Source organism: Geodermatophilus sp. SYSU D00525 (assembly GCF_054050475.1).
On sequence record NZ_JBJGZK010000011.1, the window covers coordinates 108,957 to 134,857 of the forward strand.

A 25,901-nucleotide genomic window follows, 5' to 3' on the forward strand; every position below is an offset into this window, starting at 1 on the left:
CGCGAGCCTGCGAGCGGTGGGGGGCAGGAGGGCCCTCCGTCAGACCCGGCCGGCGCGCAGGCGGGCGAGCCACTCGCCCGCGTCGGTGAACGCGGCGTCGGCGGCCTCGGCGGGCACCGGCCGGTTGGTGCGGCCGTCGGCGCGCGGGTAGGAGCCGAGGAAGCGCACGTCCTCGCAGACCCGGTGCAGGGCGGCCAGCGCCTCCCCCACCCGCGCCTCGGCGACGTGCCCCTCGCAGTCCAGCGAGAACGAGTAGACCCACAGCCGGTCGCGGGTGGGCCGGGACTCGATGCGGGTGAGGCTGATCCCGCGGACGGCGAACTCGCGCAGCACGTCGAGCAGCGCGCCGGTGCGGTCGGCGACGACGGCGACCAGCGAGGTCTTGTCGTCGCCGGTCGGCTCCGGCAGCGCCCCGGGACGGGACACGAGCACGAAGCGGGTGACCGCGCCGGGGAAGTCGGCGACGTCGTCGGCCAGCGGGACCAGCCCGTACCGCTCGGCGGCGATCGGCGCGCACACCGCGGCGTCCTGGTCACCCTCGGCGACCGCCCGGGCCGCGGCGGCCGTGGAGGAGGCCGGCAGGGTCGGGACGCCGGGCAGCCGCTCGGCCAGCGTGCGCGCCGTCTGCGCCAGCGCGTGCGGGTGGCTGACCACCGCGCGGACGTCGCCGAGCCGGGTGCCGGGCCGGGCGGCGAGGACGAAGGAGACGGGGAGGAACACCTCGCGGGTGATGACCAGCGGGTCGCCGTCGGCCAGGCCGTCCATCGTGGCCGGCACCGAGCCCTCGACCGAGTTCTCCAGCGGCACGAGGGCGGCGTCGGCGTCCCCGGCCCGGACCGCCGCCAGCGCGGCGGGCACGCTGGCCGCGGGCTGCCGCACTCCCTCCCCGGGGGCAACGGCGCTGCTCAGCGCGGCTTCGGCGAAGGTACCCTCGGGCCCGAGGTAGGCGAACCGCGTCGGAGGCGTCTGGGGCACCCGACGAGGGTAGTGCGGTCGGGCCGGGGCACAGTCCGGGTCCGGGGGGAACCGCCTCGCCGCCGGTCCGTGCGGCCGGTCGCCCGGCGTCGAGGAGGAGGGATGCGTGACCCCCGGCCCCGCTCCCGTCACCGACGGTGATCTCGACGCTGCGCTGCGGCGCCTGCTGAGCGCGAGCAGCCGGGACGACGCCGACGCCTTCCGGGACGGGCTCGACGACGCCGAGGCCGCGTTCGGCGCCGCGAGCGACCCCCGCTGGGCGGCCTGGCGGCACGCGCTGGCCGCCCGCCGCGGCCTGCTCGACGGCGACCGCGAGGCCACCGGCGCCGCGGTGGCCGCCGCCCGCGACGCGCTGGGCGCCTGCCCGCCGTCGTCCTCGACGGCCCTGGTCCTGGCCTACCTCGCGCACGTCGAGGCGACCGCCGACCACCCGGACGCCGCGATGCTGCTCGCCGTCGACGCGAGCCTGCTCGCCGAGCAGCTGTCCCCGCCCGCCGAGGAGCCCTCCCGCGCGCTGTCCCAGGCGCACCTGTGGCTGTCGCTCACCCTCACCGCGCTCGACCTCGAGGAGCTCGCCGTCGCGCAGGCCGAGCGCGGGCACCGGGTGGCCGCCGCGCTGCCCGACCCCGCCGACCGGTGGCAGCTGCTGCAGCTGTGCGCCCGGCAGAACACCGAGCTGGCCCAGACGCTGCGCCGCCGCGGGAGGGCCGAGCGGGCTCGCGAGCTGGCCGGTGCCGCGCTGGCCTGCGCCGGCGACGCCCGCGCGCTCGACGTCGAGCCCGACCCCGGTGACCTCGCCCTGCTCGACGTCGTCCAGGCCTGGGCGCTGGCCTGCCGGGACGACCTCGACGACGCCCTCGGCCCGCTGCGCAGCGCGCACCGCCGGGTGCACCGCACCGGCAGCACCTGGCTGCGCGGCTACGCCGACCTGGCGCTGTCCCGCCTGCTGTCCCGGCTGTCGCAGGTGCACACCGGCGGCGGGCACGGCGAGGAGGCCGCCGACCTGCTCGTCGACGCCGCCGGGGCCTTCGCCGCCACCGCGGACCGGCGCCGTTACCGGCAGTGCCTGCTCGAGCTCGGCCAGGCCACCGCCGCGATGGGCCGGCCGGCCGAGGCGCTGTACTGGCTGGACGCCTACCGCGCCGACACCGGCCGGGCGCACGCGCGCAGCCGGGAGCTGTGGGCGGAGATGTTCGTCCGCCGCAGCCGGCTGCGCGAGGTCGAGCGGCAGGCCGCGGTGCTGCGCCGGCACGCGCTCGAGGACCCGCTGACCGGCCTGGGCAACCGGCGCAGCGCCGAGCGCCGGCTGGCCGGGCTGCGGCCGGGTGCCGAGCCGCTGTCGCTGGCCGTCGTCGACGTCGACCGGTTCAAGGAGGTCAACGACGACACCTCGCACTCGCACGGCGACGAGGTGCTGCGCCGGGTGGCCGGGCTGCTGCGCGAGCACAGCCGCGTCGGCGACGAGGTCTACCGCTGGGCCGGGGACGAGTTCCTCGTCGTCCTGCCCACGGCCGGCCCGGCCCAGGCCCTCGCCGCCGCCGAGCGGCTGCGCGCCGCCGTCGCCGACGCCGACTGGGCCGACCTCGCGCTCCCCGAGCCGATCACCGTGAGCATCGGCGTGGCCACCGCCCCCGCGGCCGAGGACGACGCCGCGCCGGTGGGCTGGCGCTCGCTGTTCGACACCGCCGACCTGCACCTGTTCTCCGCCAAGCGGGGCGGGCGCAACCGGGTGCGCGCGCCGGGCCTGGTCGCCGGGGGCGCGGCCGACGACGCGGCCGAGGGGACGTCGTCGTGAGCGCCGGCCGCGCCTGGGACGCCAGTGACGCGACGGGCGACGGGACCGGCGCCACACGGCGCGCCCGGCCCGCGTTCCCGGCCGGACCGCGCGACGGCGTGCACAGTGCGGTGGTGCCACCGGGAGCCCTGCACCACCGGGTGACCGCCGCCCTCGCCAACTGGCAGCTCGACGACGCCGAGCGGCTGCTGTCGGTCGTCGACCCCTCGACGCCCTACGGGGCCGGGCCGTCCGGCGCCGCCACCGGGCGCGACGGTGAGCCCTCCCTCGGCCGCGCCTGGGCCGACACCCTGCGCGCCGAGCTGCTGGTCCGCCGGCTGCGCGTCGCCGGGTTCACCCTGGTCGGCGAGCCGCTGGACGCGCCGGAGGCGACCGAGTCCCTGGACCTGCACGCCGGCGTCGCGGGCCTGCTCGAGCGCGGCGACGACCGCGCCGCCGACCGGACCGCCGGCGACGGCGACCCGCGCTCGGAGTCGGCCGCGCACGCCGCCGAGGCCATCGCCCTGGTGCGCTCGGCCAAGGCCGCCTTCGACGCCACCGACGACGCCGTGCAGCGCGCCGCCGGCCTGGCCCGGCACGCCCGCATCGAGCTGCTGTCGCGGCGGATCGACGCGGCGATGGACGAGGCGGTCGAGGCGGCCAGCCTGCTCGACCCCGCGCTCCCGCCCGACGCGCTGCTCGTCGACACCCTCGGCACGCTGGCCGGCGTCCTCGCCGACCTCGAGCTCATGCCGCTGGCCCTGGACTACCAGCGCCGCTCCCTGGAGGCGGCCGGCGCGGCCGCCGGGCAGGGCACGCTCGGCCCGGACGACGGCGACCCCGACGTGCTGGTGGCGCGGGCGGCCACCTGCCTGGGGGAGCTGTGCGCGGAGCTGGGCGAGGCGCTGCTCGACGACGGCGAGCCCGGGGCCGCCGAGGTCCACTTCGCCGAGGCCCGCGAGCTGGCCGAGCGGGCGCTGGCCCAGCTGCCGCCGGACGCCGACGGCGTCGTCGCCGCGCAGGTGGTGCACGGCTGGGCGCTGGTCGGGCTGGGCGAGTCCGCCGCCGCGGCCGGCCCGCTGCGCGCCGCCGTCCGCACCGCCAGTGCCACCGGTGACCGGGCGCTGCTGGCGTCGGCGCTGCTGGGGCTCGGCCGGGCGCTGCGCCGGCAGGGCGACGGCCGGAGCGCCGACGAGCAGCTGGCCCGGGCGCTGGCGCTGGCCACCGAGCACGGCCTGCCCCGGCTGCGGCGGGCGGCGCTGCGCGAGCTGTGCACGCTGCACGCCGAGCTCGACGACGCCGGCCGCGCGCTGCCCTACCTGCAGGCCTACCTCGCCGACGAGCTCGACCGGGTCGACGAGAGGCGCACCCGCTGGGTCGAGCTGTTCGGCCGGCGCAAGAGCCTGCTGGAGAACGAGCGGGCCGCCGGGCAGCTGCGCCGCCAGGCCTACGAGGACCCGCTCACCCACCTGCCCAACCGGCGCTACGCCGAGGCGCGGCTGGACGGGCTGCTCGGCGCGGGCACCACGCCGGCGCTGGCGGTGGTCGACGTCGACCGGTTCAAGGCCATCAACGACGCCGTCGGGCACCCCGGCGGCGACGCGGTGCTGCGCGCGGTCGCCGACCTGCTGCTGGCCGGGTGCCGCGACACCGACGAGGTGTGCCGGTGGGCCGGCGACGAGTTCGTCGTCCTGCTGCCGGACACCACCGCCGAGCAGGCCGAGCGGGCGCTGGAGCGGATCCGCCGCGCCGTCGCCGCGCACGACTGGACCGCGCTCGGCCTGCCGGTGCCGGTGACGATCAGCGTCGGCATCGCCTCGGCCACCCGCGGCGACGACCGCCGCACGCTGTTCGCCGCCGCCGACGGCGTCCTCTACGACGCCAAGCGCAGCGGCCGCGACCGCGTCGTCCGGCTGTCGGCGGTCACCCAGACCCGCGCCCCCGATCCGCCCGCGGAGCCCCCGCCGGCACCGACCACGCCGGTGGCGCGCGCGTCGGTGCAGGTGGGTCCGGTGCAGTCCTCGCCGCTGGACCCGCTCGGCGGCTTCGCCGCGCTGCTGGCCGACCCGCCCCTGTCGCTCGGCGGCCCCGGCCGGCCCGCCCTCGCACCGCCGCCCCCGGCCGCGCCGGCCCGCCCGGCGCCGGCCGAGCCCGACGTCGTCTGGGGGGTCGGCCGGTCCACCGAGCAGGTGCTGGCCCTGGTCCGGGAGACCCGCGCGGCGCACCCGGACCGGCCGGCGCTGGTCGTCCGGGCCACCGCCGACACGCTGGTCGCGCTGGCCGGCGCGTACGACGGCTCCACCACCGTCGACGCCGCGGCGATGTCGGCCGCGGTCGGGCCGATCCCCGAGCCGCTGGGCCGGGTCGGCGTCCTGTGCGCGAGCACCGCCGACGCGTCGGTGGCCGCCGAGGCCGCCTTCGTCGCCCGGGTGACCGGCACCGAGGTGGTGCGGGTCGACGACGTGGGCGGCAGCCGGCTGCGGCCGCTGCTCACCGACCGCACCCTGCTCGACGACGTCGACTGCCTGGTCGTGGTCGCCGGCCTGGACGCCTCGCTGGCCGGCACGGTGGGCGCGATGACCGACGTGCCGATCGTCGCGGTGCCCACCTCGACCGGTCAGCCGGGCTCGTTCGGCGGGTTCGGCGCGCTGCTCACCATGCTGAACTCGGCCTCGCCCGGCGTCGTGGTCAGCAACATCGACAACGGTCACGCCGCCGGCGTCTTCGCCGCCCGCATCGCGAGGCGCACCGCGAGGTAGGGGCCCGGGCGGCAGGAACGGCCGTTTCCGCCTTTCGCGCGCGAGGCGGAGCAGGCGCCTCCGTCGCGCTAATGGCTCCTCACGGGGCGGCGAACCAGGCCGCGGGCCACGACCGGGACCACTGCCAGGAAGAGGACGGAGACGGCGAGCGCGGAGCCCAGCGCCCACGCGCCGAACACCAGCAGCGACGCCAGCTCGATGCCCAGGCCCGCGACCGAGGTGACCGTGGCCCGCGCCGCACCGGGCGCCTGCTCCTGCAGCCGCGCCTCGCCCACCACCAGCACCGCGAGGTACAGGCCGTAGGAGAGCGCGACGGCGGCCAGCGCGACGGGCGTCCCGGTCAGCGCCCCGGCCGCCAGCAGCGCCGCCGAGACGGCCAGCAGGACCGGCAGCGACCGCGACGGCAGCCGCCCCAGCCGGCCCGCCAGCGCCGCGCCCGCCGCACCGGCCAGCGCGACGACCAGCACGGCCGCCGGCACCAGCTCGGTGGGCACGCCGTGGTCGCGCGCCATGACCGGGAAGTACTCCTCCAGCGCGTCCAGCCCGCCGAGCAGCGCGACGGCGGCCACGGTCAGCCGCAGGGACGGCCGGCGCAGCGCCTCACCGACGGCGGCGCGCAGGCCCGGACCGGCGTCGTCGTCCCCGGCATCGGCGTCCCGCGTGGGGGTGGTCTCGGGGAAGCGGGTGGCCAGCGCCGCGGCGGCGAGGCACACGCCGACGCTCGCCCAGCCGACCAGCGCGTAGCCGCCGGCCTCGACCAGCACGCCGGCCAGCAGCGCGGTGGGCACCTGCACGAGCAGTTCGGTCGCCGTCATCGTGCCCTGGACCCGGACGAAGTCCTCCTCCGCGCCGACGGCGGCCAGGGCCTCGTAGACCAGCGCCTCGGCGGCGCCGGAGACCAGCGCGCCGCCCACGCCCCACACGACGAACCCGGCGGCGAAGCCGGGCAGCCCCGGCGCCACGGTCCACAGGACGAAGCCGGCGGCCTCTAGCACCCCGGCGAGGACCAGCGCGCCGCGGCGCGACCAGCGGTCGGCCAGCACCCCGGTGGGCACCTCGGCGAGCAGGGAGGTGACCGACCACAGCGCGAACAGCCCCGAGACCTGGGCCGGGGAGAGCCCGGTGTCGAGGAACAGCAGCGCGTAGAGCGGGTAGACGGGCGCCAGCCCGGACAGCGCGGTCCAGGCCACGGCCAGGCGGGCCAGCGGCCGGGCGGGCGACGGCGGTGCGGCGGACGACGGGCGTCAACGGAACGGCACGGGACGACGGTAACGAGGCCCACACCGACGCGCACCGGGTTTACCGGAGCCCGTCGACTAGCCTGGTCGGCCGAGGAGGGGAGTAGCCCCCCGTCCGCTGGTCGACACGCTGGCGCGCCACCTGGTGGCCGCCCGGTCAGCGGGCCCGCGCCCCGCGCGGGTGGGCGAGACCTCCGGCCTGAGCAGTCGTCGCACTGCCGGTCGGAGGCGTGCGCCCCCGCCCGGCCGTGCCGAGCGGAAGAGAGTCCCACCCGTGATCGTCTGGTCCGTCGTCGTGACGGCGTTCGCCCTCGTCCTGCCGGTCGAGCTCCCGGACAAGACCCTGTTCGCCAGCCTCGTCCTCGCCACCCGGTTCCCGCCGCTACCGGTGTTCGTCGGCGTCGGCACCGCCTTCGGCCTGCAGGTCGCCATCGCCGTCACCGCGGGCAGCCTGCTGTCGCTGCTGCCGGAGGCGCTGGTCAGCGGCGTCGTGGCGGTGCTGTTCCTCGTCGGGGCGGTCCTGCTGTGGCGCAGCGCGTCCGAGGGGCCCGAGGACGGCGGGGAGACGGCCGACGCCCGGGAGCGGACGTCGTTCCTGCGCGCCGCCGCGATCTCCTTCGGCGTGCTGTTCGCCGCGGAGTGGGGCGACCTGTCCCAGCTGGCCACCGCGGGCCTGGCCGCCCGGTTCGACGCGCCGGTGTCGGTGTTCGTCGGCGCGTGGGCGGCGCTGCTGACCGTCTCCGGGCTGGCGGTGTTCCTCGGCAAGACGCTGGCCGACCGGCTGCCGGTGGCGCTCATCCGCCGGGTGGCCGCCGGGCTGTTCGTCGTCTTCGCCGTGTTCGCCGCCGTCGAGACGGTCCGCGCCCTCACCTGATCGGGGGACCGCCGCGGACCGGGCGGTGCGGAACACGGGCGCGGCGGCCGTTGCCTGCCGCATGACCGTCTCCACACCGCCCGACCGCGGCGTCCTCGCCGGCGCCGACCTCGACGTCCGCGGGCTCGCCCGGGACGCCGAGCTGGCCGCCGTCGTGCGGGTCGCCGCCGCCGTGGCGGGCGTGCGGTACGCGACGGTCAACCTGCTCGACGCCTGCGAGCAGCACCAGCTGGTGCCGCACGGCTTCCTGGGCTGCTCGTCGCCGCGCGAGGAGTCGCTGTGCGCGGGAGTGGACGCCGGGAGCCCGCGGGTCCGGGTGCACGCGGACCTCACCGCCGAGCCGCGGTACGCGGGCAACCCCTGGGTGGACGGCCGCCGCGCCCGCGTCCGCGCCTACGCCAGTGCGCCGCTGGTCGTCGACGGGACGACGGTCGGCACCCTGTGCGTCTTCGACTCCGAGCCGCACGCCTTCTCCCCCGGCGCCGGGGACCGGCTGGCCGACCTCGCCGCGGTCGTGGTGGCGCTGTTCCAGCGGCGCCGGCAGGCCCGCCAGCTCGCCGACCTCGCCACCGCCAGCGCCGCCGCCCGCGACCAGGCCCAGGCCGCCGCGACGCACGCCGCCCGCTCCGAGGCGTTCACCCGCGCGCTGCTGGAGGCGCTGCCCGTCGGGGTCGTCGCCGCCGACGCCGACGGGCGCATCACGCTGTTCAACCGGCTCTGCCGGCAGTGGCACGGGCTCCCCGAGGCCTCCGCCGACCGCGTCCAGGGCGGGCGGCTCACCGAGGACGTCGTCGAGGCCTTCGGGCTGAGCACCCCCGACGGGCGCCGCCTCACGCCGGCCGAGGTCCCGCTGGCCCGCGTCCAGACCGAGGGGCGGGTGCGCGACGCCGACATGGCGATCGACCTGCCGGGCGCCCCGCTGCGCGTGGTGCGCGCCTCGGGCACGCGGATCCTCGACGCCGCGGGCCGGCCCACCGGCGCCGTCGTCGCGATGATGGACGTGACCGCCCAGCGCGAGCTCGAGGCCCGGCTGCGCGAGGCCGCCCTGCACGACTCCCTCACCGGCCTCCCCAACCGGGCGCTGCTGCTGGACCGGCTCGAGCAGGCCCTGCAGGTCCAGGCGCGCGAGGGGCTGGCGGCCGCGCTGCTCTACTGCGACCTCGACGGGTTCAAGGGCATCAACGACGCCCTCGGCCACGCCGCCGGCGACGCCGCCCTGCTGCGGATGGCCGCGGCGCTGCGGGCGGCGGTGCGCCCGGGCGACACGGTGGCCCGCATCGGCGGGGACGAGTTCGTCGTGCTGTGCCCCGGCACCGGCACCGAGGGCGCCGCCCGGCGCCTGGTCGACCGGATCGCGGCCACCCTCGCCTCCCCCACCGACGGCGGCCCGCCGCTGCGCTCGAGCACCGGCGTCGCACTCTCCCGGCGGGGCGACACCCCCGACAGCCTGCTGCGCCGCGCCGACGCGGCGATGTACGAGGTCAAGCGCTCCCGTCGCTGACCGGCGTGCCGGCGGATCAGCCCAGCGCGCCGGAGGCCGCCCACTCGGCCAGCCGCCGCTCGGCCTCCTCGGGGCTGACGTCCTCGACCCGGGTCATCACCGCCCAGCGGTGGCCGAACGGGTCGTAGACGGACGCGAACCGGTCGCCGGTGACGAAGGTGGCCGGCTGCTCGCGCACGGTGGCGCCGCGCTCGACGGCCGCGGCGACCACCGCGTCGACGTCGGGGACGTAGACACAGGTCGAGGCGCTGACCCGGTCCTCGGCCTGGCCGGTCGGCGCGGTCAGCCCGAACTGCGGGTTCGGGTCCCCCAGCTGCAGCCGGCCGACGGGGAACTGCAGCTCCGCGTGCGGCACGGTGCCGTCGGGGGCGTCCATCCGGCTGACCGTCGTCGCGCCGAAGACCTCCTCGTAGAAGCGGATCGCCTCGGCCGCGGGCGAGCAGACGAGGAACGGGGTCAGGGAGGAGTAGCCGTCGGGGCGGCCGTCGGTGATCGCCATGCCCTCACCCTGCCGCCGTGGCCGGGCGCAGTCTTGGACGAACCCGACACGGCGCTCAGGGCAGCGTCGGGATCCAGTCCGCCAGCGCCCGGCCGATCGCGTGCGGCGAGTCCTCGGGGACGAAGTGCGAGCCCGGCACGGTGACCTCGGTGACCGAGGGCCACTTCCGCACCAGCCCACGCGCCCGCCCGGTCAGCAGCCAGCCGGGCTCGGCGTCGAGGAACAGCTTCGGGACGGCGCTGGTGCGCAGCCAGTGCCCGTACCGGGCGACGACGTCGTGGACGGCCGGCGGCACGTTGCTGATCGGGATCTGCCGCGGCCACTCCAGCGTCGGCCAGCGGTCCTCCCGCTCGCGGAACGGCTGCCGGTAGCGCTCGTGCGCCTCCGGGGACAGGTGCAGCGTCGACGCCGGGAGGATCCGCTCGACGAAGACGTTCTTGTCCAGGATGACGACCTCGCCGTCCTCACCGCGCATGGCCTGGAAGATCTTCCGGCCGTCCGCCGGCCAGTCCGCCCAGGTCATCGGGGTGGCGATCGCCTCGGTGAAGGCCAGGCCGCGGACCGCCTCGGGGTGGCGGTGCGCCCACGAGAAGCCCAGGGCCGAGCCCCAGTCGTGCAGCACGAACGTGACCCGGCGCTCGACGCCGAGGGCGGCCAGCAGGTCGTCCAGGTGCGCGGCGTGCGTGGCGAAGGAGTAGGTGCCGCGCCGGGGATCGGGCAGCTTCCCGGACTCGCCCATGCCGACGAGGTCCGGCGCGATGCAGCGGCCGAGGTGTTGCACGTGCGGGATGACGTTGCGCCACAGGTAGGACGACGTCGGGTTGCCGTGCAGGAAGACGATCGGGTCGCCCTCACCGACGTCGACGTAGGCCATCTCGGTGCCCCGGACGGTCACCCGCTGCCGGGGGAAGGGGTCCTCGGGCGAGACCTCCTCGTGGGCGCTGTCGTCCTGGTCGGCCATGCCGCGATCCTCGCCCAGGCACCGCTCCCCCGCCGTCCGACGATCGCGCCCGGCCCTGACGCGACGATCACGCTCGGCCCTGACGCGACGATCGCGCTTGACCCTGACGCGACGTCAGGCTGTGCACTCGTCGCCGTCAGGGAGGAGGGACCCGGGATGAAGGTGGGCGAGGTGGCCGCGCTGGCCGGCGTCACGGTGCGCACGCTGCACCACTACGACCGGATCGGCCTGCTGTCGCCGTCGGGACGCACCGCGGCCGGCTACCGCCGCTACTCGGCGGCGGACCTGGACCGGCTGCACCAGGTGCTGCTCTACCGCGAGCTGGGGTTCCCCCTCGAGGAGGTCGCGGCCCTGCTGGACGACCCGTCCGCCGACCCCGCCGAGCACCTGCGCCGGCAGCACCGGCTGCTGCGGGACCGGCTGGAGCGGACGCGGGCGATGGTCGCGGCCGTCGAGAAGGAGATGGAGGCGAGGCAGATGGGGATCGCACTGACCCCCGAGGAGCGGTTCGAGGTGTTCGGCGAGCACGACCCGGAGCGGTACGAGGCCGAGGTCCAGGAGCGCTGGGGCGACACGGACGCCTACCGCGAGTCCGCGCGGCGCACCGCGGCCTACACCAAGGAGGACTGGGTCCGGATCAAGGCGGAGGGCGAGGACCTCAACCGGCGGATGGCCGAGGCGCTGCGCGGCGGCGTGGCGCCCGACTCGCCGCAGGGCATGGACCTCGCCGAGGAGGCGCGGCAACAGATCTCCCGGTGGTTCTACGACTGCCCGCCGGAGATGCACGCGGCGCTGGGCCGGATGTACGTCGAGGACGAGCGGTTCACCGCCACCTACGAGCAGGTGGCGCCGGGCCTGGCGCAGTGGGTGAGCACCGCCGTCCAGGCCAACGCCGCCCGCCGGGGCTGAGCCCGCTCCCCGTCGTCGAGATCGCGCGATCTCGGCACTTCCGGGCCCCCTGGGCGTCGAGATCGCGCGATCTCGGCGGGCCGGCCGGCGTGTCGCGGGCGAGATCGCGCGATCTCGACGAGCCGCGTCAGCCGATGACGACGGGGGCGGACCAGCCGACCTGCTCGTACCCGGTGACCTGCGTGCCGGCGTCGAGGACGAGCTCCTCGAGCCAGAAGACGTAGGGGACCCCGCTGGTCAGGCCGCCGAGGACGGCGGTCACCTCGCCGCAGTCGCCGCGCTGCCCGACGGTCACCTGCGGCGGCGCCGGCTGCGGGCCGGCGACCAGCTGCTGGCTGACCGCCGTCACCCGGTAGCCCTGCACCGCCTCGCGGCCGTCGGCCTGCCAGCTCACCGTCGCCGACCCCACCCCGGGGACGACGCCCGGCGGCACCTGGCGCAGGCCGCCGTACCCGCCGCACTGCGCGGGCGGCGGCGTGGTCCGCAGCGGCTCGCCGTGCGGGACCAGCGGGCTCGGCACCTCGACGTGCAGCCGGCGCGGCACCGGCAGCGCGAGCACCGGGGCGTCGACCACCGGCTCGGGCGCCGCGGCGACCGGCTGCGGAGCGTCGGCCACGCGCGTGGGCTCGGGGCCGCCGGCGGTGCCCGCGTCGCGGAACGGCGCCCAGGAGGCGGTCACCTGCGCGGCGAGGTCCGTGGCCGGCGCCGACAGCGCGACCAGCCCCACCGCCGCCACGGCGGCCACCCGCCCGGCGATCCCGCCGGCCACCCGGCGGGCGGCAGTGCCCCGCCGCCGTCTCGCTCGTCCCACGGACACCTCCCGGCTCGGGAGGGGACATCGGCACCGCCGTGCGGGACTCAACCCGAGAGCGGGGGCGCGGTGGCGCCGGACCCGGGCGCGGATGACGTCGCCCCGGAGCCCGCGGCGTCCGGCGCGGGCAGCCGCAGCCCGAGCCGGCCGGCCTCGAGTGCGGCCAGCGCCCGCACCGCGGCGGGGTCGCCGGCCTGCCAGGCCGCGCCGGTCCCCGGCGGCAGCGCGGCCAGCCGGGGGAGCGGGGCGGTGGCGACGGCGCGGGCGGCGAGCAGGTGCAGGTCCGGGTCGGGGCCGGCGGCCAGCCGCTGCACCGCCGTGGCCTCCTGCACCCAGCGCAGCCGCCACGGCAGCCAGCGCAGCAGCAGCCAGCCCACCGGCAGCAGCACCAGGACGACGGCGAGCACCAGCGCGAGCGTGCCGACGGCGTCCTGCGCCGCCTGCCCGGCGCCCCGCACGGAGCCCGCGGCGTCGCCCAGCGCGTCGAACGGCGAGGACAGCTCGTCGCCGACCACCGGCACGTCCTGTGCGGCGTCCGCGGCCGAGCCCATGCTGTCGGCCACCGACGACCCGAGGTCCTCCACCGCCCGGCCGGGCGCGGCCAGCGCCAGCACCGCCCCGTGCACCGCGCGCGCCACCAGCACCCACAGCACGACCCAGGCGAGCAGGCCGGCGTCGGCACCCACCTGGCGCAGGCGGTGGTCGGGTCGGGCGGCGTACAGGCGCATCAGCGGGTCCTCCCCGGGGGTTCGGCGACACTCGGCGGCCCCCGCCATCGTCGGCGCTGTGCACCGTCCCGGCAGCACGGGACGGGCCAGGCCCTAGGGTCCGGGAGTGAGCTCCCTCACCCGGGAGCGGACGGCAGGCGCGGGCCGACGACCTCGGCCCGGTCGACAACCAGGAGTTGGTCATGCGCGTCGGGGTGCCCCGCGAGGTCAAGAACAGGGAGTACCGGGTGGCGTTGACCCCGGCCGGGGTCACGGAGCTGACCCGGGCCGGGCACACGGTGCTCGTCGAGCAGGGCGCGGGGGAGGGCAGCTCCATCCCCGACGCCGACTACACCGCCGCCGGCGCGCGGATCGTCGGCGGCGCCGACGACGTCTGGGCCGACGCCGACCTGCTGCTCAAGGTCAAGGAGCCGGTCGAGGAGGAGTACGGGCGGCTGCGCGCCGGGCAGACGCTGTTCACCTACCTCCACCTGGCCGCCTCGCGGGCGTGCACCGAGGCGCTGGTCGCCTCCGGCACCACCGCCATCGCCTACGAGACCGTGCAGACGGCCGGCGGCGCGCTGCCGCTGCTCGCGCCGATGAGCGAGGTCGCCGGGCGGATGGCGCCGCAGGTCGGCGCGCACAGCCTCGAGCGCGCGCACGGCGGCCGCGGCGTCCTGCTCGGCGGGGTGTCGGGCGTGTACGCGGCCAAGGTCGTCGTCATCGGCGCCGGGGTGTCGGGCATGAACGCCGCGACCATCGCCCTGGGCATGCAGGCCGAGGTCGTCGTCCTCGACCGCGACGTCGACAAGCTGCGCGCCGCCGACCGCGTCTACCGGGGCCACCTGCAGACGGTGACCTCCAACGCCTACGAGGTCGAGCGCGCCGTCCTCGACGCCGACCTGGTGATCGGCGCGGTGCTGGTCCCCGGCGCCAAGGCGCCCACCCTGGTGAGCAACGAGCTGGTCAGCCGCATGAAGCCGGGCTCGGTGCTCGTCGACATCGCCGTCGACCAGGGCGGGTGCTTCGAGGACTCCCGTCCCACGACACACGACGACCCGACCTTCCGGGTGCACGAGTCGGTGTTCTACTGCGTGGCGAACATGCCCGGCGCCGTCCCGAACACCTCCACGCACGCGCTCACCAACGTGACGCTGCCCTACGTCATGGCCCTGGCCGAGCAGGGGACGCGGGCGGCCGTCGCCGCGGATCCGGCGCTCGCGCACGGCGTCAACGTCGTCGCCGGGCAGGTGACGCTGTCCGAGGTGGCCGAGGCGCACGGGATGACCGCCGTGCCGTGGGAGGAGGTCCTGCCCTGACCGCGACGCTGGGTGCCGGTCCCGACGTCGAGCGGGTGGTGAGCGGCTACCTCGACCACCTCGCCGTCGAGCGTGGCCTGGCCGCCAACACCATCGCCTCCTACCGGCGCGACCTGCGCCGGTACACGCGGTTCCTCGCCGACGCCGGGGTCCGGGGCCTGGGGGAGGTCGCCGAGAGCGACGTCTCCGGGTTCCTCGCGGCGCTGCGGGCCGGCGACGACGAGCACCCGCCGCTGTCGGCCACCTCGGCCGCGCGCGCCGTCGTCGCCGTCCGCGGGCTGCACCGCTTCGCGCTGCTCGACGGGCTGGTGCCCGGCGACGTCGCCGTGGAGGTCCGCCCGCCCGCGCCGGCGCGGCGGCTGCCCAAGGCGATCCCGGTCGAGGCGGTGGCGGCGCTGATCGAGGCCGCGGGCTCGGTGGAGGGGCCGCGCGGGCTGCGCGACCGGGCGCTGCTCGAGGTGCTCTACGGCACCGGCGCGCGCATCTCGGAGGCGGTCGGCCTCGCCGTCGACGACCTCGACCGCGGCCAGGCCGTGGTGCGGCTGGCCGGCAAGGGCGGCAAGGAGCGGATCGTGCCGGTGGGCAGCTACGCGCTGCGCGCCGTCGAGGACTACCTGGTGCGCGCCCGGCCGGCCCTGGCCGCCGCGGGCCGGGGCGGGGTCCGCGGCGGGCGGCTGTTCCTCAACGCCCGTGGCGGGCCGCTGTCCCGGCAGAGCGCCTGGGCGATCCTGCGGTCGGCGGCCGAGCGGGCCGGGCTGGACCTCGAGCACGTCTCGCCGCACACGCTGCGGCACTCGTTCGCCACCCACCTGCTCGACGGTGGCGCCGACGTCCGCGTGGTGCAGGAGCTGCTCGGCCACGCGTCGGTCACGACGACCCAGGTCTACACGCTGGTCACCGTCGACAAGTTGCGCGAGGTCTACGCCAGCAGCCACCCGAGGGCCCTGTCCTGACGAGTGCGGGGCGGCCCGTCTGGCAGGTCCTGCCCACGGCTACCCGCCGGTACGCCGGAACCTGGGCGACATCCGCCAGCAACCGGCGTGTCCCGTGGATCGTTCGAGTTGATCTCCCTACCGTCACGGACGACCCGAGCGGACCGGGCCGGCCGAGACCGCGGCCGGCTCCGCCGGGGAGCACGGAGGAGTGGCGACTCATGGCGATCCGAGGGGACGTGGCCGGCCAGGCGCTCGCACTCCCGGCCGACGGCGGGGAGATGGGTGCGGCCGCCTCGAAGCTGGACCCTGCCCGCGCGCGGCAGCGCAGGCTGCCCGAGCCGCCGCCGCTGACGCAGCACGGCCCGGCGCGGGTCATCGCGATGTGCAACCAGAAGGGCGGCGTCGGCAAGACGACGTCGACGATCAACCTGGGCGCCGCGCTGGTCGAGTACGGCCGCAAGGTGCTGCTGGTCGACCTGGACCCGCAGGGCGCGCTGTCGGTCGGCCTGGGCGTGCCCTCCCAGCAGCTGGACCGCACGATCTACAACGCGCTCATGGAGCCGCGGACCACGCTGGCCGACGTCCGCGTGCCCACCGACGTGCCCGGCCTGGACCTGGTGCCGAGCAACATCGACCTGTCCGCCGCCGAGGTGCAGCTGGTCAGCGAGGTCGCCCGCGAGCAGACGCTCATGCGCAAGCTGGCCGACGTCCGCGACGAGTACGACTACGTCCTCATCGACTGCCAGCCCTCGCTGGGCCTGCTCACGGTCAACGCCCTGACCGCGGCGCACGGCGTGGTCATCCCGCTGGAGTGCGAGTTCTTCTCGCTGCGCGGCGTGGCGCTGCTGGTCGACACGATCGACAAGGTGCGCGAGCGGCTCAACCCCGAGCTGGAGATCTCCGGGATCCTCGCCACGATGTACGACACCCGGACCGTGCACTGCCGGGAGGTGTTCAGCCGGGTGGTCGAGGCCTTCGGCGACACCGTGTTCCAGACGGTCATCCAGCGCACCGTGCGCTTCCCGGAGACGACCGTCGCCGGCCAGCCGATCACCACCTGGGCGCCGACCTCCTCGGGTGCGGCCGCCTACCGCGACCTGGCCAAGGAGGTCATCGCCCTGTGACGCGTCGCCCCGTCCTCCCCGGCGCGGCCGAGCTGTTCCGCCGCACCGACGTGCCGCAGGCGGAGGTCACCGAGCTGCCGAGCGTGAGCTCGGCGGTCAGCTCCCCGGCGCTGCGGGGTGCCCGCCGCGCGGTGGAGCCGCCCCCCGCCGAGGAGGCGCCAGCCCCGCTCACGCTGGTCCCCGGCGGCGCGCCGGCCGACGCGCTGGCCGCCTTCCGCACCCCGGGCCCCGCCCCGGCCCCCGGCGCCCGCACCCGCGGCAAGCCCGCCCGGGCCGCGGGCAACGGCCGGACCAAGCACGACGAGAAGATCACCGTCTACCTGTCGGCCGAGGAGCTGCTGGGCCTGGAGAGCGCCCGGCTCACGCTGCGCGCCCAGCACGGCGTGGCCGCCGACCGCGGCCGCATCGTGCGCGAGGCGATCGCGGTGCTGCTCGCCGACCTCGAGGAGCAGGGCGAGGACTCGGTGCTGGTGCGCCGGCTCCGGGGCTGACGACGGACGCCCCCGCCCCTCGCACGCTCGCGGCGGGCCCCTGCACGGGGGCCAGGGCGCATACGCTTGCTCCCCGTGAGCGGTGAGGTGCAGGCGGTGGCGGAGCGCCCGGCGGAGCCGGCGCGCTTCACCGTGCGGCTGACCAACTTCGAGGGCCCGTTCGACCTGCTGCTCCAGCTGATCGGCAAGCACCAGCTCGACGTCACCGAGATCGCCCTGTCGGTGGTCACCGACGAGTTCATCGCCCACCTGCGGGCGCTCGGCGACGAGCTCGACCTCGACCAGGCCAGCGAGTTCCTCGTCGTCGCCTCGACCCTGCTCGACCTCAAGGCCGCGCGGCTGCTGCCCGCCGCCGAGATCGAGGACGAGGAGGACCTCGAGCTGCTCGAGGCCCGCGACCTGCTCTTCGCCCGGCTGCTGCAGTACCGCGCCTACAAGCAGGCCGCCGCGTTCCTCCGCGAGCGCGAGACCGTCGCCGCCGGCCGGTACCCCCGTGAGGCGCCGCTGGAGCCGCGGTTCGCCGGGCTGCTGCCCGAGGTGCTGCTCGGCGTGACGCCGGAGCGGTTCGCCGCGCTCGCCGCCAAGGCGCTCGCGCCGAAGGAGCCGCCGACCGTCGGCGTCTCCCACCTGCACGCCCCGCCGGTGAGCGTGGCCGAGCAGCTGCTCGCCGTGCGCACCGCGTTGATCGGCGCCGGGACGCTCACCTTCCGGGCGCTGACCGCCGGGTGCGGCTCGACGCTGGAGGTCGTGGCCCGCTTCCTCGCGCTGCTGGAGCTCTACCGGCAGCAGCGGGTCACCTTCACCCAGCTGACGCCGCTGGGGGAGCTGCACGTGCGCTGGACCGGGCCGGTCCCGTCCGGTCCCGCGGGGGAGGACCCCGCCGACGACCCCGCCGACGACCCCGCCGACGACCCCGCCGACGACGTGGCGACGGAGGACCTGCCGTGACCGACCGGCCGGAGCAGCAGGAGCCGGCCGGGCAGGAGCCGGAGGGGCGGGGCCCGATCTCCTGGGAGACCCTGGCCGCCGAGCTCGAGGCCACCCGCGAGCAGGACCCCGGGCGCCCGGACGCGGCCGACCCCGCGGTGTGGGACGCCGTCGCCGCGGAGCTCGCCGCCCGCGTCGCCGAGCGGCCGGCGCCGGCGCACGACGACGTCCCGCCCGTCCCCGAGGAGCCGCTCGTCCTCCCGGGGATGCCCGAGCCGCCGCCGGCGCCCGAGCCGGAGCCGGAGGTGGAGCTCGACCCGGCGGAGCTGCGCGGCGGGCTGGAGGCGCTGCTGTTCGTCGCCGACGGGCCGGTCGACGAGGCGACGCTGGCCGGCGCGCTGCGCTGCCCGGTCGCCCGGGTGCGGACCGCGCTGGCCGACCTCGCCGCCGACCAGGACGCACGCCGGTCCGGCATCACGCTGCGCCGGGCGGGGGAGGGCTGGCGGTTCTACACCCGCGAGGAGTTCGCGCCCGTCGTCGAGCGGCACCTGGCCGAGGGGCAGCGGACCCGGCTGACCCAGGCGGCGCTGGAGACCCTCGCCGTCATCGCCTACCGGCAGCCGGTGACCCGCGCGCGGGTGTCGGCGATCCGCGGGGTCGGCGTCGACGGCGTCATGCGCACCCTGCTCGCCCGCGGCCTGGTCGCCGAGGTCGGCACCGACCCCGACAGCGGCGGCGGGCTCTACGGCACGACGCCGCTGTTCCTCGAGCGGCTCGGGCTCACCGGCCTCGAGGAGCTCCCGCCGCTGGCGCCGCTGCTGCCCGACCCCACCGTGCTCGCCCGTGAGGAGGACCCGGACCGGTGACCGGCCACAGGACCCCGCGCACCGCCGCCGCGCTCGCCCTCTGCGCGCTGGCCGCGGCCGGCTGCTCGTCGGAGGAGGCGCAGCGGCAGGAGGCCTTCTGCGAGGAGGTCCCCGGGCTGCTGGAGGACGTCACCGGCGACGTGGAGGCCGTCGCGGCCGACCCGCAGTCGGCGCCGCAGGTGGTCGAGGAGGCGGTCGGCCGGCTGGAGGCCGTCGAGCCGCCGGAGGGGGTGGCCGCGGACTGGGGCGACCTGGTCACCTCCTGGCGGGCGCTGTCGGACCTGCTCGGCGAGGCCGACCTCGCCGACCCCTCGGCGAACGCCGACCTGGCGCCGCGGCTGCAGGAGCTGCAGGAGGACCTGACCTCCTCCGGCGAGGCCGTGGACGCCTGCGGCCGGGAGAACTGCTGACCGTCCTGCTGCACCGGCCGGCTCCCGTCACGGGGGTGGGAGACTGGAGGGCGACATGGACACCGCACCGCACAGCGACGAGTACACCGACCCCGACGAGGCCCCCGGCACCCCCGGCGGTGAGGGCTGGTCGGAGGACATGGAGCTCGCCCCGGCCCACCCCGGCGACCGCGAGCCGTCCGCCGCGCCGGCGGAGCGCGAGGGGGAGCGGCTGCAGAAGGTGCTCGCCCGCGCCGGCGTCGGCTCCCGCCGCGTCTGCGAGGAGATGATCGACCGCGGCCGGATCAGCGTGAACGGCCGCGTCGTCACCGTGCAGGGCATGCGCGTGGACCCGCACACGGACAAGATCGCCGTCGACGGGCGGCGGATCGAGCTGCGCGACGACCGGGTCACCTATGCGCTCAACAAGCCGCCGGGCGTCATCACCGCGATGAGCGACGACCGCGACCGTCCCACCGTCGGCGACATGGTCGGCGACCTCGCGCCCGGGCTGGTGCACGTCGGCCGGCTCGACCAGGACACCGAGGGCCTGCTGCTGGTCACCAACGACGGCGAGCTGGCGCACCGGCTCGCGCACCCCTCCTACGAGGTGAAGAAGACCTACCTGGCGCAGGTGTCCGGGTCGGTCCCGCGCGACCTGCACCGCCGGCTGCGCGCCGGGATCGAGCTCGACGACGGCCCGGTGAAGGTGGACGCCTTCCACGTCGTGGACACCCACGCCGGCCAGTCGGTCGTCGAGGTCGTGCTGCACGAGGGCCGCAAGCACGTCGTCCGGCGGCTGCTGGCCGCGGTGGGCCTGCCGGTGTCCCGGCTGACCCGCACCGCCATCGGGCCGGTCTCGCTGCAGCGGATGCGCAGCGGCTCGATCCGCCGGCTCACCCGCCAGGAGGTCGGCGCGCTCAAGGAGCTCGTCGGGCTCTGACGGAGGACCCCGGCCCGGTCAGCGCGCCCGTTCCGGAGGGGCGGTGGACGCCCGCAGCAGCAGCGAGGTCGTCAGCGTGCGGTGCTGCTGGGGGAGCTCACCGCCGGCGATGAGGGTCAGGAGCATCTTCGCGGCCTCCTCGCCCATCCGCCGGATCGGCTGCTGCACCGTGGTCAGCGGGGGATCGGCGAGTGCGGACTCCGGGATGTTGTCGAAGCCCACCACCGAGAGCTGACGCGGTACGTCCAGACCCAGCTCGGTCGCGACCTCCAGGGTCGCCAGCGCCGAGAGGTCGTTGGCCGCGAACACCGCGGTCGGTGGCTCGGGGCGTGAGAGGAGCTCGCGGGCCGCCTCACGCGCCAGCTCCGGGTCGAAGCCGCCGGACCGCACCAGCGTCTCGTCCACGGGCAACCCGGCGGCGCCGAGCGCATGGCGGTAGCCCTGCTCGCGTTGCTGCGCGGACAGTAGGTCCGACCGTCCGGTGATCATGCCGATCCGGGTGTGTCCGGACGCGAGCAGGTGCTCCACGCCGATCCGCGCACCCTGCAGGTTGTCCGCAGCCACCGAGGGCAGCCGCGACGGCCCGGCCTGCGGATCGACCGCCACCACCGGTCCGTCGGCCGGGACGTCCGTCACGGTCGGCGTGACGAGCACGGCACCGTCGACGAGCGTCGCCATCAACCGGCTCAGCGATCGGCGCTCCCACCCCGTGTGCGCCTCGACGTGCCCGCCGGCGGAGTAGGCGATCAGCTCGTAGCCGGAGCCGTGGACGGCGTCGGCCACCCCCTTGAGGACCTCGGTGCTGAAGGGCTCGAAGTCCATGACGAGGAGGCCGATGACGTTGGTACGGCGGTTGCGCAGGCTGCGTGCGACGAGGCTCGCCTCGTAGCCGAGGCGATCGATCACCCGGGCCACGTGGTCGACGGTCTCGGCGGACACGCCGTACCGCCCGTTGATGACCTTCGACACGGTGGAGATCGAGACGCCGGCCTCCGCGGCCACCTGCTGCATCGTCACCCGGCCGCGGAGGGACGGCGCGGGAGGGTGCCCGTCGGTCGTCCCGTTGCCCGGCCCCCCGAGGAGGGCGGAGCCGACGACGTCGTCACTCGGGGAGTCGAGCTGCATGGGTCAACCTCTTCTCGGTCGGGCCCTCGGTGGTCGGATCGCCGGGGGTGGGTGCGGCGCCGTCCTGGACAGTGCACTGTCGAGGACAGCGCACTGTCCAGGTAGTCGGACACGGAGGACCCGGGTCGGAGCCGGTCCGCACGGCTCCGGGCGCCGGAGCCGGTCCGCACGGCTCCGGGCGCCGGAGCCGGCTCAGCCCTTGACCGCCCCCTGCAGCCCGCCCACGATGCGCCGCTGCATGGCCAGGAACAGCATCAGCGCCGGGATCATCGCGATGGTCGTGAACGCCAGCACCCCCGCGGTGTCGGCCGAGTGCTCGGTCGAGTAGTCGGCCACCCCCAGCGGGAGGGTGCGCATCTCCCCCTGGAGCAGCAGCAGCGGGAGGAGGTAGGCGTTCCAGGACGCGACGAAGGCGAGGACGCCGACCGTGACCAGCCCGGGCATCGACAGCGGCAGCGCCATCCGCCAGAAGATGCCGATCCGGGAGGCGCCGTCGATCATGGCCGCCTCCTCGACCTCCCGGGGCAGCGCCATCAGGAAGGGCCGCAGGATCACGACCGTGGTCGGCAGCGCGAACGCCGCCTGCGGCAGGGCGACCCCCCACCAGGTGTTGCCCAGCTGCAGGTCGCGCGTCACGAGGATGAACAGCGGGACGATCGCCACGGCCGCCGGGAAGAGCAACCCCAGGACGAACACCAGGAACAGCGGTTCCCGGAACCTGAACTGGTAGCGCGCCAGGGGGTAGGCGGCCATCACGCCCGCCAGCACCGCCACGGCCGTGGTGAGGAGGGCGATCACCGTGGAGTTCAGCGCGTACTGCCAGAAGGCCGGGTTGGTGAGGACGCCGGTGTAGTTCTCCAGCACCCACGGGTCGGGGAGCCCGGCGGGGTCCCGCGCCAGCTGCTCGTTGCTGCGGAAGCCGCCGAGTGCGCCGTAGAGCACCGGCCCCAGCGTGAGCGCCACGACCGCGAGCGCCACCAGGTAGACCAGCGGGCCGCCCCGCCCGTACGTCGTCGCCCGTCGGGCCATCACCGGGCACTCCTCTCGCGTGTCTCGTCCACCGGGTTCACGTGTCCGCCTTCGTGTCGCGGCGCAGCACCAGCAGCTGGTAGGCGACGGCCATCGCGAACCCGATCAGGAACAGCACGACCGACGCGGCTCCGGCGATCCCGAAGTTGCCCCGCTGCGTGCCCTGGCTGACCAGGTACGTCGCCATCGTCGTCGTCGCGTTCGCCGGTCCCCCGCCGGTGAGGATCCAGACCATGTCGAACAGCTGCAGGGAGCCGATCATGGACAGGAAGACCCAGGTCCGGATGGTGGGCGCGAGCAGCGGGATCGCGATGCGGCGCTGGACCTGCCACCACGAGGCCCCGTCGAGCTGCGCGGCTTCGTGGAGCTCGTCGGGGACCCCCTGCAGCCCGGCCAGGAACAGCAGCACGGCCAGGCCGAGGTACTTCCACGTGAGCACGACGAACACCGTGGCCAGGGCCAGGTCGGGGGTGCCGAGGAAGCCCTGCGCGGGGACCGGGAGCCCCACCGACGTCAGCATGGTCTCGATGAGGCCGGTCCGGGGCTGCAGCAGCTGGAACCACACGACGCCGGCGATCACCTCGGCCAGCACGTACGGGACGAAGATGATCGTCCGCAGCACGCCTCGCGCCCTGATGCGGCGGTTGAGCAGCAGCGCCAGCGCCAGGCCCAGCGGCAGCTGCACGAGGATCGACGCGAAGACGATGATGAAGTTGTGCACGACCGCGTCGGTGAAGACCTCGTCGGCCAGCACGCGGACGTAGTTCTGCAGCCCGACGAAGTCCACCATCGGGCCGAAGCCCTTCCAGCGGTAGAACGACATCCGGGCTGCGGAGAAGACCGGGTAGACGACGAAGATCGCCATCAGCACCAGGGCCGGCGCCACGAAGAAGAGGATCTCCAGGCGCTTCCGGCCCCTGTCACGACCGGAACGGCCGGTCACCCGGCGCGCCTGCGCGCGCCGGGTGACCGCGGTCCCCGGGTCAGCCGCCGTCACGGCGCCCTGGGAGGTCATCGTCGGATCATCCCTCCTGGTCGGCGGCCTGCTGGGTCTGGTCCACGATGTCCTGCGGCGTCGCCTCGCCCGCGAACTGCAGCGCGATCGCGTCGTTCATCGCACCACCGACCGACGCCCCGAACGCGGTGTCGAAGTACAGCTGGACGTAGGGCGCCGCGTCGCGGACCTCGAGCAGCCGGGCGAGCGCCGGGTCGGAGACCGAGCCGTAGGCCGCCGGGTTCGTCGGGAGACCCATGTCGTTCTCGGCGAAGCCCGTCTGCACCTCGTCGGAGAGCAGGTACTTCACGAGGTCGACCGCCTCGTCCGGAGCGCTCTGCGCGACGGCCCACGCGTCGCCGCCACCGAGCTGGGCCTGGGGGTCACCCTCGCCGCCCTGGACCGCCGGGAACGGGAACCAGCCGGTCCTGTCGCCGAGGCCCTGACCGTCCTCGGTGAGGCCCTGCATGACGCCGGGCTCCCAGTGGCCCGTCAGCTCCATCGCGACCTGCCCGGTCGCCAGCAGGCCCGAGGCCGACGTGGCACCCTCCTGGGCCGGCGTCGTCAGGAAGCCGGGGTTGAAGGGCTCGGTGTCGATGACCGCCTGGACCTCCTCGCCCGCCTGGACGAAGCACGGGTCGGAGAAGTCGAGGCTGGTGACCGCGTCGGTCAGCACGTCCTCGGAGCACGCGCGCACCGCCGCGTAGTACCAGTAGTGGGCGGCGGGCCACTTGTCGCCCGCGCCGAGCGAGATCGGCGTGATGCCGGCGCCCTTCAGGGTCTCGATCGTGGAGGCCAGCTCCTCCATCGTGGTCGGCGGCGCCGTGATGCCCGCCTGCTGGAAGAGCTCGGTGTTGTACCAGAAGCCCACGACGCCGACGGAGAACGGCAGCGCGTAGGTCTTGTCCTCCACCTGCCAGCCGGCGACGGAGCCGCCGACCTTGTCGATCTCCTCCGCCGCGTCCTCGGACAGGTCGCGCACCAGGCCGGCCTCCACGTGGTCGGCCAGCTCGCCGCCGCCGCGCTCCATGTAGACGTCCGGCACGTCGCCGCTCTGGAACGCCGCCTCGAGCTTGTCGACCATGTCCTCGTGGGCCATGGCGACGACCTCGACCTCGACGCCCGGGTTGGCCTCCTCGAAGTCGGCGGCCACCTGCTCGTAGTAGCCCCTGCCGGGCTCGTTGTTCGAGTTGTGCCACCAGGTGATCGTGTTGTCGTCGCCTCCCGAGGCGCTGCTGTCGCCACCGCCACAGGCAGTGGCCGTCAGCAGCACCGCACTGCTGCACAGCACAGAGAGAGCTGCTCGCCCCGTACGCCGCATGTCTGACCCCTTCGTCACTCCGCACGCCTCGGTGGCGTGGAACACATTCGAAGAAGGTGGCAGCAAGGCCTTGCGCTGTCAATCGTTGTCGATAACGATTTCGAGGTGACCTGCTCCACATCCACCGTCCCCGACGTCCGGTGTTCCGAGGCCACGCTGACCGTGCGCCACGCCGACGGTTCGCCCTGCGCGGACCGGGAGGTGGTGGTCGAGCAGGTGCGGCACGACTTCGCCTTCGGCAACATCGGCTTCGACTTCGTGGGGCTGGCCAACGGGGAGCGGGGCGAGTCCCGCGAGAACGTCTTCGGCGGCGCCGACCCGGCGGCGGCCGAGCGGCTCGAGCACCTCTGGCTCGACCTGTTCAACACCGCCACCCTCCCGTTCTACTGGGCCGGCTTCGAGCCGGTGGAGGGGCAGCCCGACACCCGCCGCCTGCAGGCCGCGGCAGCGTGGTTCCGGGAACGGGGCGTGTCCGTCAAGGGCCACCCGCTGGTCTGGCACACGCTCGCCCCGGACTGGCTGAGGGAGTACCCCGACCAGGAGGTCGAGGAGATCGTGCGGGCGCGGGTCCGGAGGGAGGTCGGGGCCTTCGCGGGGCTGGTCGACACCTGGGACGCGATCAACGAGGTCGTGATCATGCCGGTCTTCGCGAACGAGGACAGGCAGAACGCGATCACCCGCCTGTGCCGCCGCATCGGTCGCATCCCGACCATCCGCCTGGCCTTCGAGGAGGCGCGCGCGGCGAACCCGGCGACCACGCTGGTCCTGAACGACTTCAACCTGTCGACGGCGTACGAGTGCCTCATCGAGGGAGTCCTCGAAGCCGGGGTGCAGGTCGACGCGATCGGTCTGCAGAGCCACATGCACCAGGGCTACTGGGGCGAGGAGCGGACGCTGGCGGTCCTGGAGCGGTTCGCGCGCTACGGCCTCCCGCTGCACTGGACCGAGACGACCCTGGTGTCCGGGGACCTGATGCCGCCGGAGATCGTGGACCTGAACGACCACCAGGTCGACGAGTGGCCGTCGACGCCCCAGGGCGAGGAGCGGCAGGCCGACGACGTCGTCCGCCACTACCGGACGCTCCTGTCGCACCCCGCGGTCCAGGCCGTGACCTACTGGGGCATCACCGACCGGGGGTCCTGGCTCGGCGCACCCGCGGGCCTGGTGCGCGCCGACGGCACTCCCAAGCCGGCGTACGACGCCCTCCGCGGCCTGGTCAAGGGGGAGTGGTGGCTCGCGCCGACCCGGCTGCGGACCGACGGCGAGGGCCGGGTGTCGGTGCGCGGGTGGGCCGGCGACTACCTGGTGTCGGCGGAGGACGGCTCCGGGTCCTGGACGCTGCGGCCCGACGCGCTGCAGCCGGAGGTCACCCTGGCCTGACCGCTGCACCGACCACCCAGCACCGCCGGCGACGCCGGCCCACCGCGATC

At 76.0% G+C, this 25,901-nt stretch carries 24 protein-coding genes; 14 read left to right on the forward strand and 10 right to left on the reverse strand.

Going from position 1 to position 25,901, the window contains the following annotated elements; translation table 11 throughout:
- Positions 1–39: 39 nt before the first annotated feature.
- Positions 40–975, reverse strand: a complete 936-nt coding sequence (pheA, locus tag ACI796_RS12010) for a prephenate dehydratase (protein ID WP_456941461.1) — start codon at positions 973–975, stop codon at positions 40–42.
- Between the two features lie 106 nt (positions 976–1,081).
- On the opposite strand from pheA, the gene ACI796_RS12015 reads away from it, so the two are divergent.
- Positions 1,082–2,770: a diguanylate cyclase gene (locus ACI796_RS12015; protein ID WP_456941462.1), complete on the forward strand. Its 1,689-nt coding sequence runs from the start codon at positions 1,082–1,084 to the stop codon at positions 2,768–2,770.
- Positions 2,771–2,883: 113 nt separating this feature from the next.
- A complete protein-coding gene (locus ACI796_RS12020) occupies positions 2,884–5,508 on the forward strand; it encodes a diguanylate cyclase domain-containing protein (RefSeq protein ID WP_456941463.1) in 2,625 nt (874 codons plus the stop codon).
- 68 nt (positions 5,509–5,576) lie between these two features.
- On the opposite strand, the gene ACI796_RS12025 is transcribed toward ACI796_RS12020, so the two are convergent.
- Positions 5,577–6,698, reverse strand: a complete 1,122-nt coding sequence (locus ACI796_RS12025; RefSeq protein WP_456941464.1) for an MFS transporter — start codon at positions 6,696–6,698, stop codon at positions 5,577–5,579.
- A 322-nt stretch (positions 6,699–7,020) separates the two neighbouring features.
- Between ACI796_RS12025 and ACI796_RS12030 the strand changes: the two genes are divergently transcribed.
- The gene (locus ACI796_RS12030; protein ID WP_456941465.1) at positions 7,021–7,620 is read left to right on the forward strand and encodes a TMEM165/GDT1 family protein; all 600 of its coding nucleotides are present in this window, start codon (positions 7,021–7,023) and stop codon (positions 7,618–7,620) included.
- A 61-nt stretch (positions 7,621–7,681) separates the two neighbouring features.
- A complete protein-coding gene (locus ACI796_RS12035; RefSeq protein ID WP_456941466.1) occupies positions 7,682–9,121 on the forward strand; it encodes a diguanylate cyclase domain-containing protein in 1,440 nt (479 codons plus the stop codon).
- 16 nt (positions 9,122–9,137) lie between these two features.
- Here ACI796_RS12035 and ACI796_RS12040 read toward each other — a convergent pair whose 3' ends face one another.
- Both ACI796_RS12040 and ACI796_RS12045 read right to left on the reverse strand, forming a co-directional pair.
- Complete coding sequence (locus ACI796_RS12040; RefSeq protein ID WP_456941467.1) at positions 9,138–9,620, reverse strand: VOC family protein; 483 nt, start codon at positions 9,618–9,620, stop codon at positions 9,138–9,140.
- Between the two features lie 55 nt (positions 9,621–9,675).
- Entirely contained in the window at positions 9,676–10,581 is a 906-nt protein-coding gene (locus ACI796_RS12045) for a haloalkane dehalogenase (protein WP_456941468.1), read from the reverse strand.
- A 156-nt stretch (positions 10,582–10,737) separates the two neighbouring features.
- Here ACI796_RS12045 and ACI796_RS12050 point away from each other — a divergent pair, with 156 nt between their 5' ends.
- Entirely contained in the window at positions 10,738–11,490 is a 753-nt protein-coding gene (locus tag ACI796_RS12050; RefSeq protein ID WP_456941469.1) for a MerR family transcriptional regulator, read from the forward strand.
- Positions 11,491–11,617: 127 nt separating this feature from the next.
- Here the strand turns inward: ACI796_RS12050 and ACI796_RS12055 are convergent, their stop codons facing one another.
- Both ACI796_RS12055 and ACI796_RS12060 read right to left on the reverse strand, forming a co-directional pair.
- Positions 11,618–12,301, reverse strand: coding sequence for a hypothetical protein (locus ACI796_RS12055; protein WP_456941470.1), 684 nt, complete (start codon positions 12,299–12,301; stop codon positions 11,618–11,620).
- Positions 12,302–12,348: 47 nt separating this feature from the next.
- Entirely contained in the window at positions 12,349–13,029 is a 681-nt protein-coding gene (locus ACI796_RS12060; protein WP_456941471.1) for a hypothetical protein, read from the reverse strand.
- A gap of 182 nt (positions 13,030–13,211) precedes the next feature.
- On the opposite strand from ACI796_RS12060, the gene ald reads away from it, so the two are divergent.
- From ald to ACI796_RS12100, 8 genes are all read left to right on the forward strand, one after another.
- Entirely contained in the window at positions 13,212–14,327 is a 1,116-nt protein-coding gene (gene ald, locus ACI796_RS12065; RefSeq protein ID WP_456941472.1) for an alanine dehydrogenase, read from the forward strand.
- The gene (locus tag ACI796_RS12070; protein ID WP_456941473.1) at positions 14,306–15,280 is read left to right on the forward strand and encodes a site-specific tyrosine recombinase XerD; all 975 of its coding nucleotides are present in this window, start codon (positions 14,306–14,308) and stop codon (positions 15,278–15,280) included. The genes ald and ACI796_RS12070 overlap by 22 nt, the downstream gene beginning before the upstream one ends.
- A gap of 200 nt (positions 15,281–15,480) precedes the next feature.
- Positions 15,481–16,386 (forward strand): ParA family protein, encoded by a 906-nt coding sequence (locus ACI796_RS12075; protein WP_456941474.1) that lies wholly within the window; start codon positions 15,481–15,483, stop codon positions 16,384–16,386.
- Positions 16,383–16,877, forward strand: coding sequence for a hypothetical protein (locus tag ACI796_RS12080; RefSeq protein ID WP_456941475.1), 495 nt, complete (start codon positions 16,383–16,385; stop codon positions 16,875–16,877). Before ACI796_RS12075 ends, ACI796_RS12080 begins: the two co-directional genes overlap by 4 nt.
- Before the next feature lie 75 nt (positions 16,878–16,952).
- Positions 16,953–17,825, forward strand: coding sequence for a segregation and condensation protein A (locus ACI796_RS12085; RefSeq protein WP_456941476.1), 873 nt, complete (start codon positions 16,953–16,955; stop codon positions 17,823–17,825).
- Positions 17,822–18,670, forward strand: a complete 849-nt coding sequence (gene scpB / locus ACI796_RS12090; RefSeq protein WP_456941477.1) for an SMC-Scp complex subunit ScpB — start codon at positions 17,822–17,824, stop codon at positions 18,668–18,670. Before ACI796_RS12085 ends, scpB begins: the two co-directional genes overlap by 4 nt.
- Positions 18,667–19,080, forward strand: a complete 414-nt coding sequence (locus tag ACI796_RS12095) for a hypothetical protein (protein ID WP_456941478.1) — start codon at positions 18,667–18,669, stop codon at positions 19,078–19,080. The genes scpB and ACI796_RS12095 overlap by 4 nt, the downstream gene beginning before the upstream one ends.
- A gap of 55 nt (positions 19,081–19,135) precedes the next feature.
- Positions 19,136–20,002 carry a pseudouridine synthase gene (locus ACI796_RS12100; RefSeq protein WP_456941479.1) on the forward strand — a complete coding sequence of 289 codons (867 nt, stop codon included), beginning with the start codon at positions 19,136–19,138 and terminating at the stop codon, positions 20,000–20,002.
- A gap of 18 nt (positions 20,003–20,020) precedes the next feature.
- Here the strand turns inward: ACI796_RS12100 and ACI796_RS12105 are convergent, their stop codons facing one another.
- The 4 genes from ACI796_RS12105 to ACI796_RS12120 form a co-directional block, all read right to left on the reverse strand.
- Complete coding sequence (locus ACI796_RS12105) at positions 20,021–21,127, reverse strand: LacI family DNA-binding transcriptional regulator (RefSeq protein WP_456941480.1); 1,107 nt, start codon at positions 21,125–21,127, stop codon at positions 20,021–20,023.
- Between the two features lie 192 nt (positions 21,128–21,319).
- A complete protein-coding gene (locus ACI796_RS12110) occupies positions 21,320–22,156 on the reverse strand; it encodes a carbohydrate ABC transporter permease (protein WP_456941481.1) in 837 nt (278 codons plus the stop codon).
- A gap of 37 nt (positions 22,157–22,193) precedes the next feature.
- The gene (locus tag ACI796_RS12115; protein WP_456941482.1) at positions 22,194–23,171 is read right to left on the reverse strand and encodes a carbohydrate ABC transporter permease; all 978 of its coding nucleotides are present in this window, start codon (positions 23,169–23,171) and stop codon (positions 22,194–22,196) included.
- A gap of 7 nt (positions 23,172–23,178) precedes the next feature.
- Positions 23,179–24,441, reverse strand: a complete 1,263-nt coding sequence (locus ACI796_RS12120) for an extracellular solute-binding protein (protein ID WP_456941483.1) — start codon at positions 24,439–24,441, stop codon at positions 23,179–23,181.
- 135 nt (positions 24,442–24,576) lie between these two features.
- Here ACI796_RS12120 and ACI796_RS12125 point away from each other — a divergent pair, with 135 nt between their 5' ends.
- A complete protein-coding gene (locus tag ACI796_RS12125; protein ID WP_456941484.1) occupies positions 24,577–25,851 on the forward strand; it encodes an endo-1,4-beta-xylanase in 1,275 nt (424 codons plus the stop codon).
- Positions 25,852–25,901 lie beyond the last annotated feature (50 nt).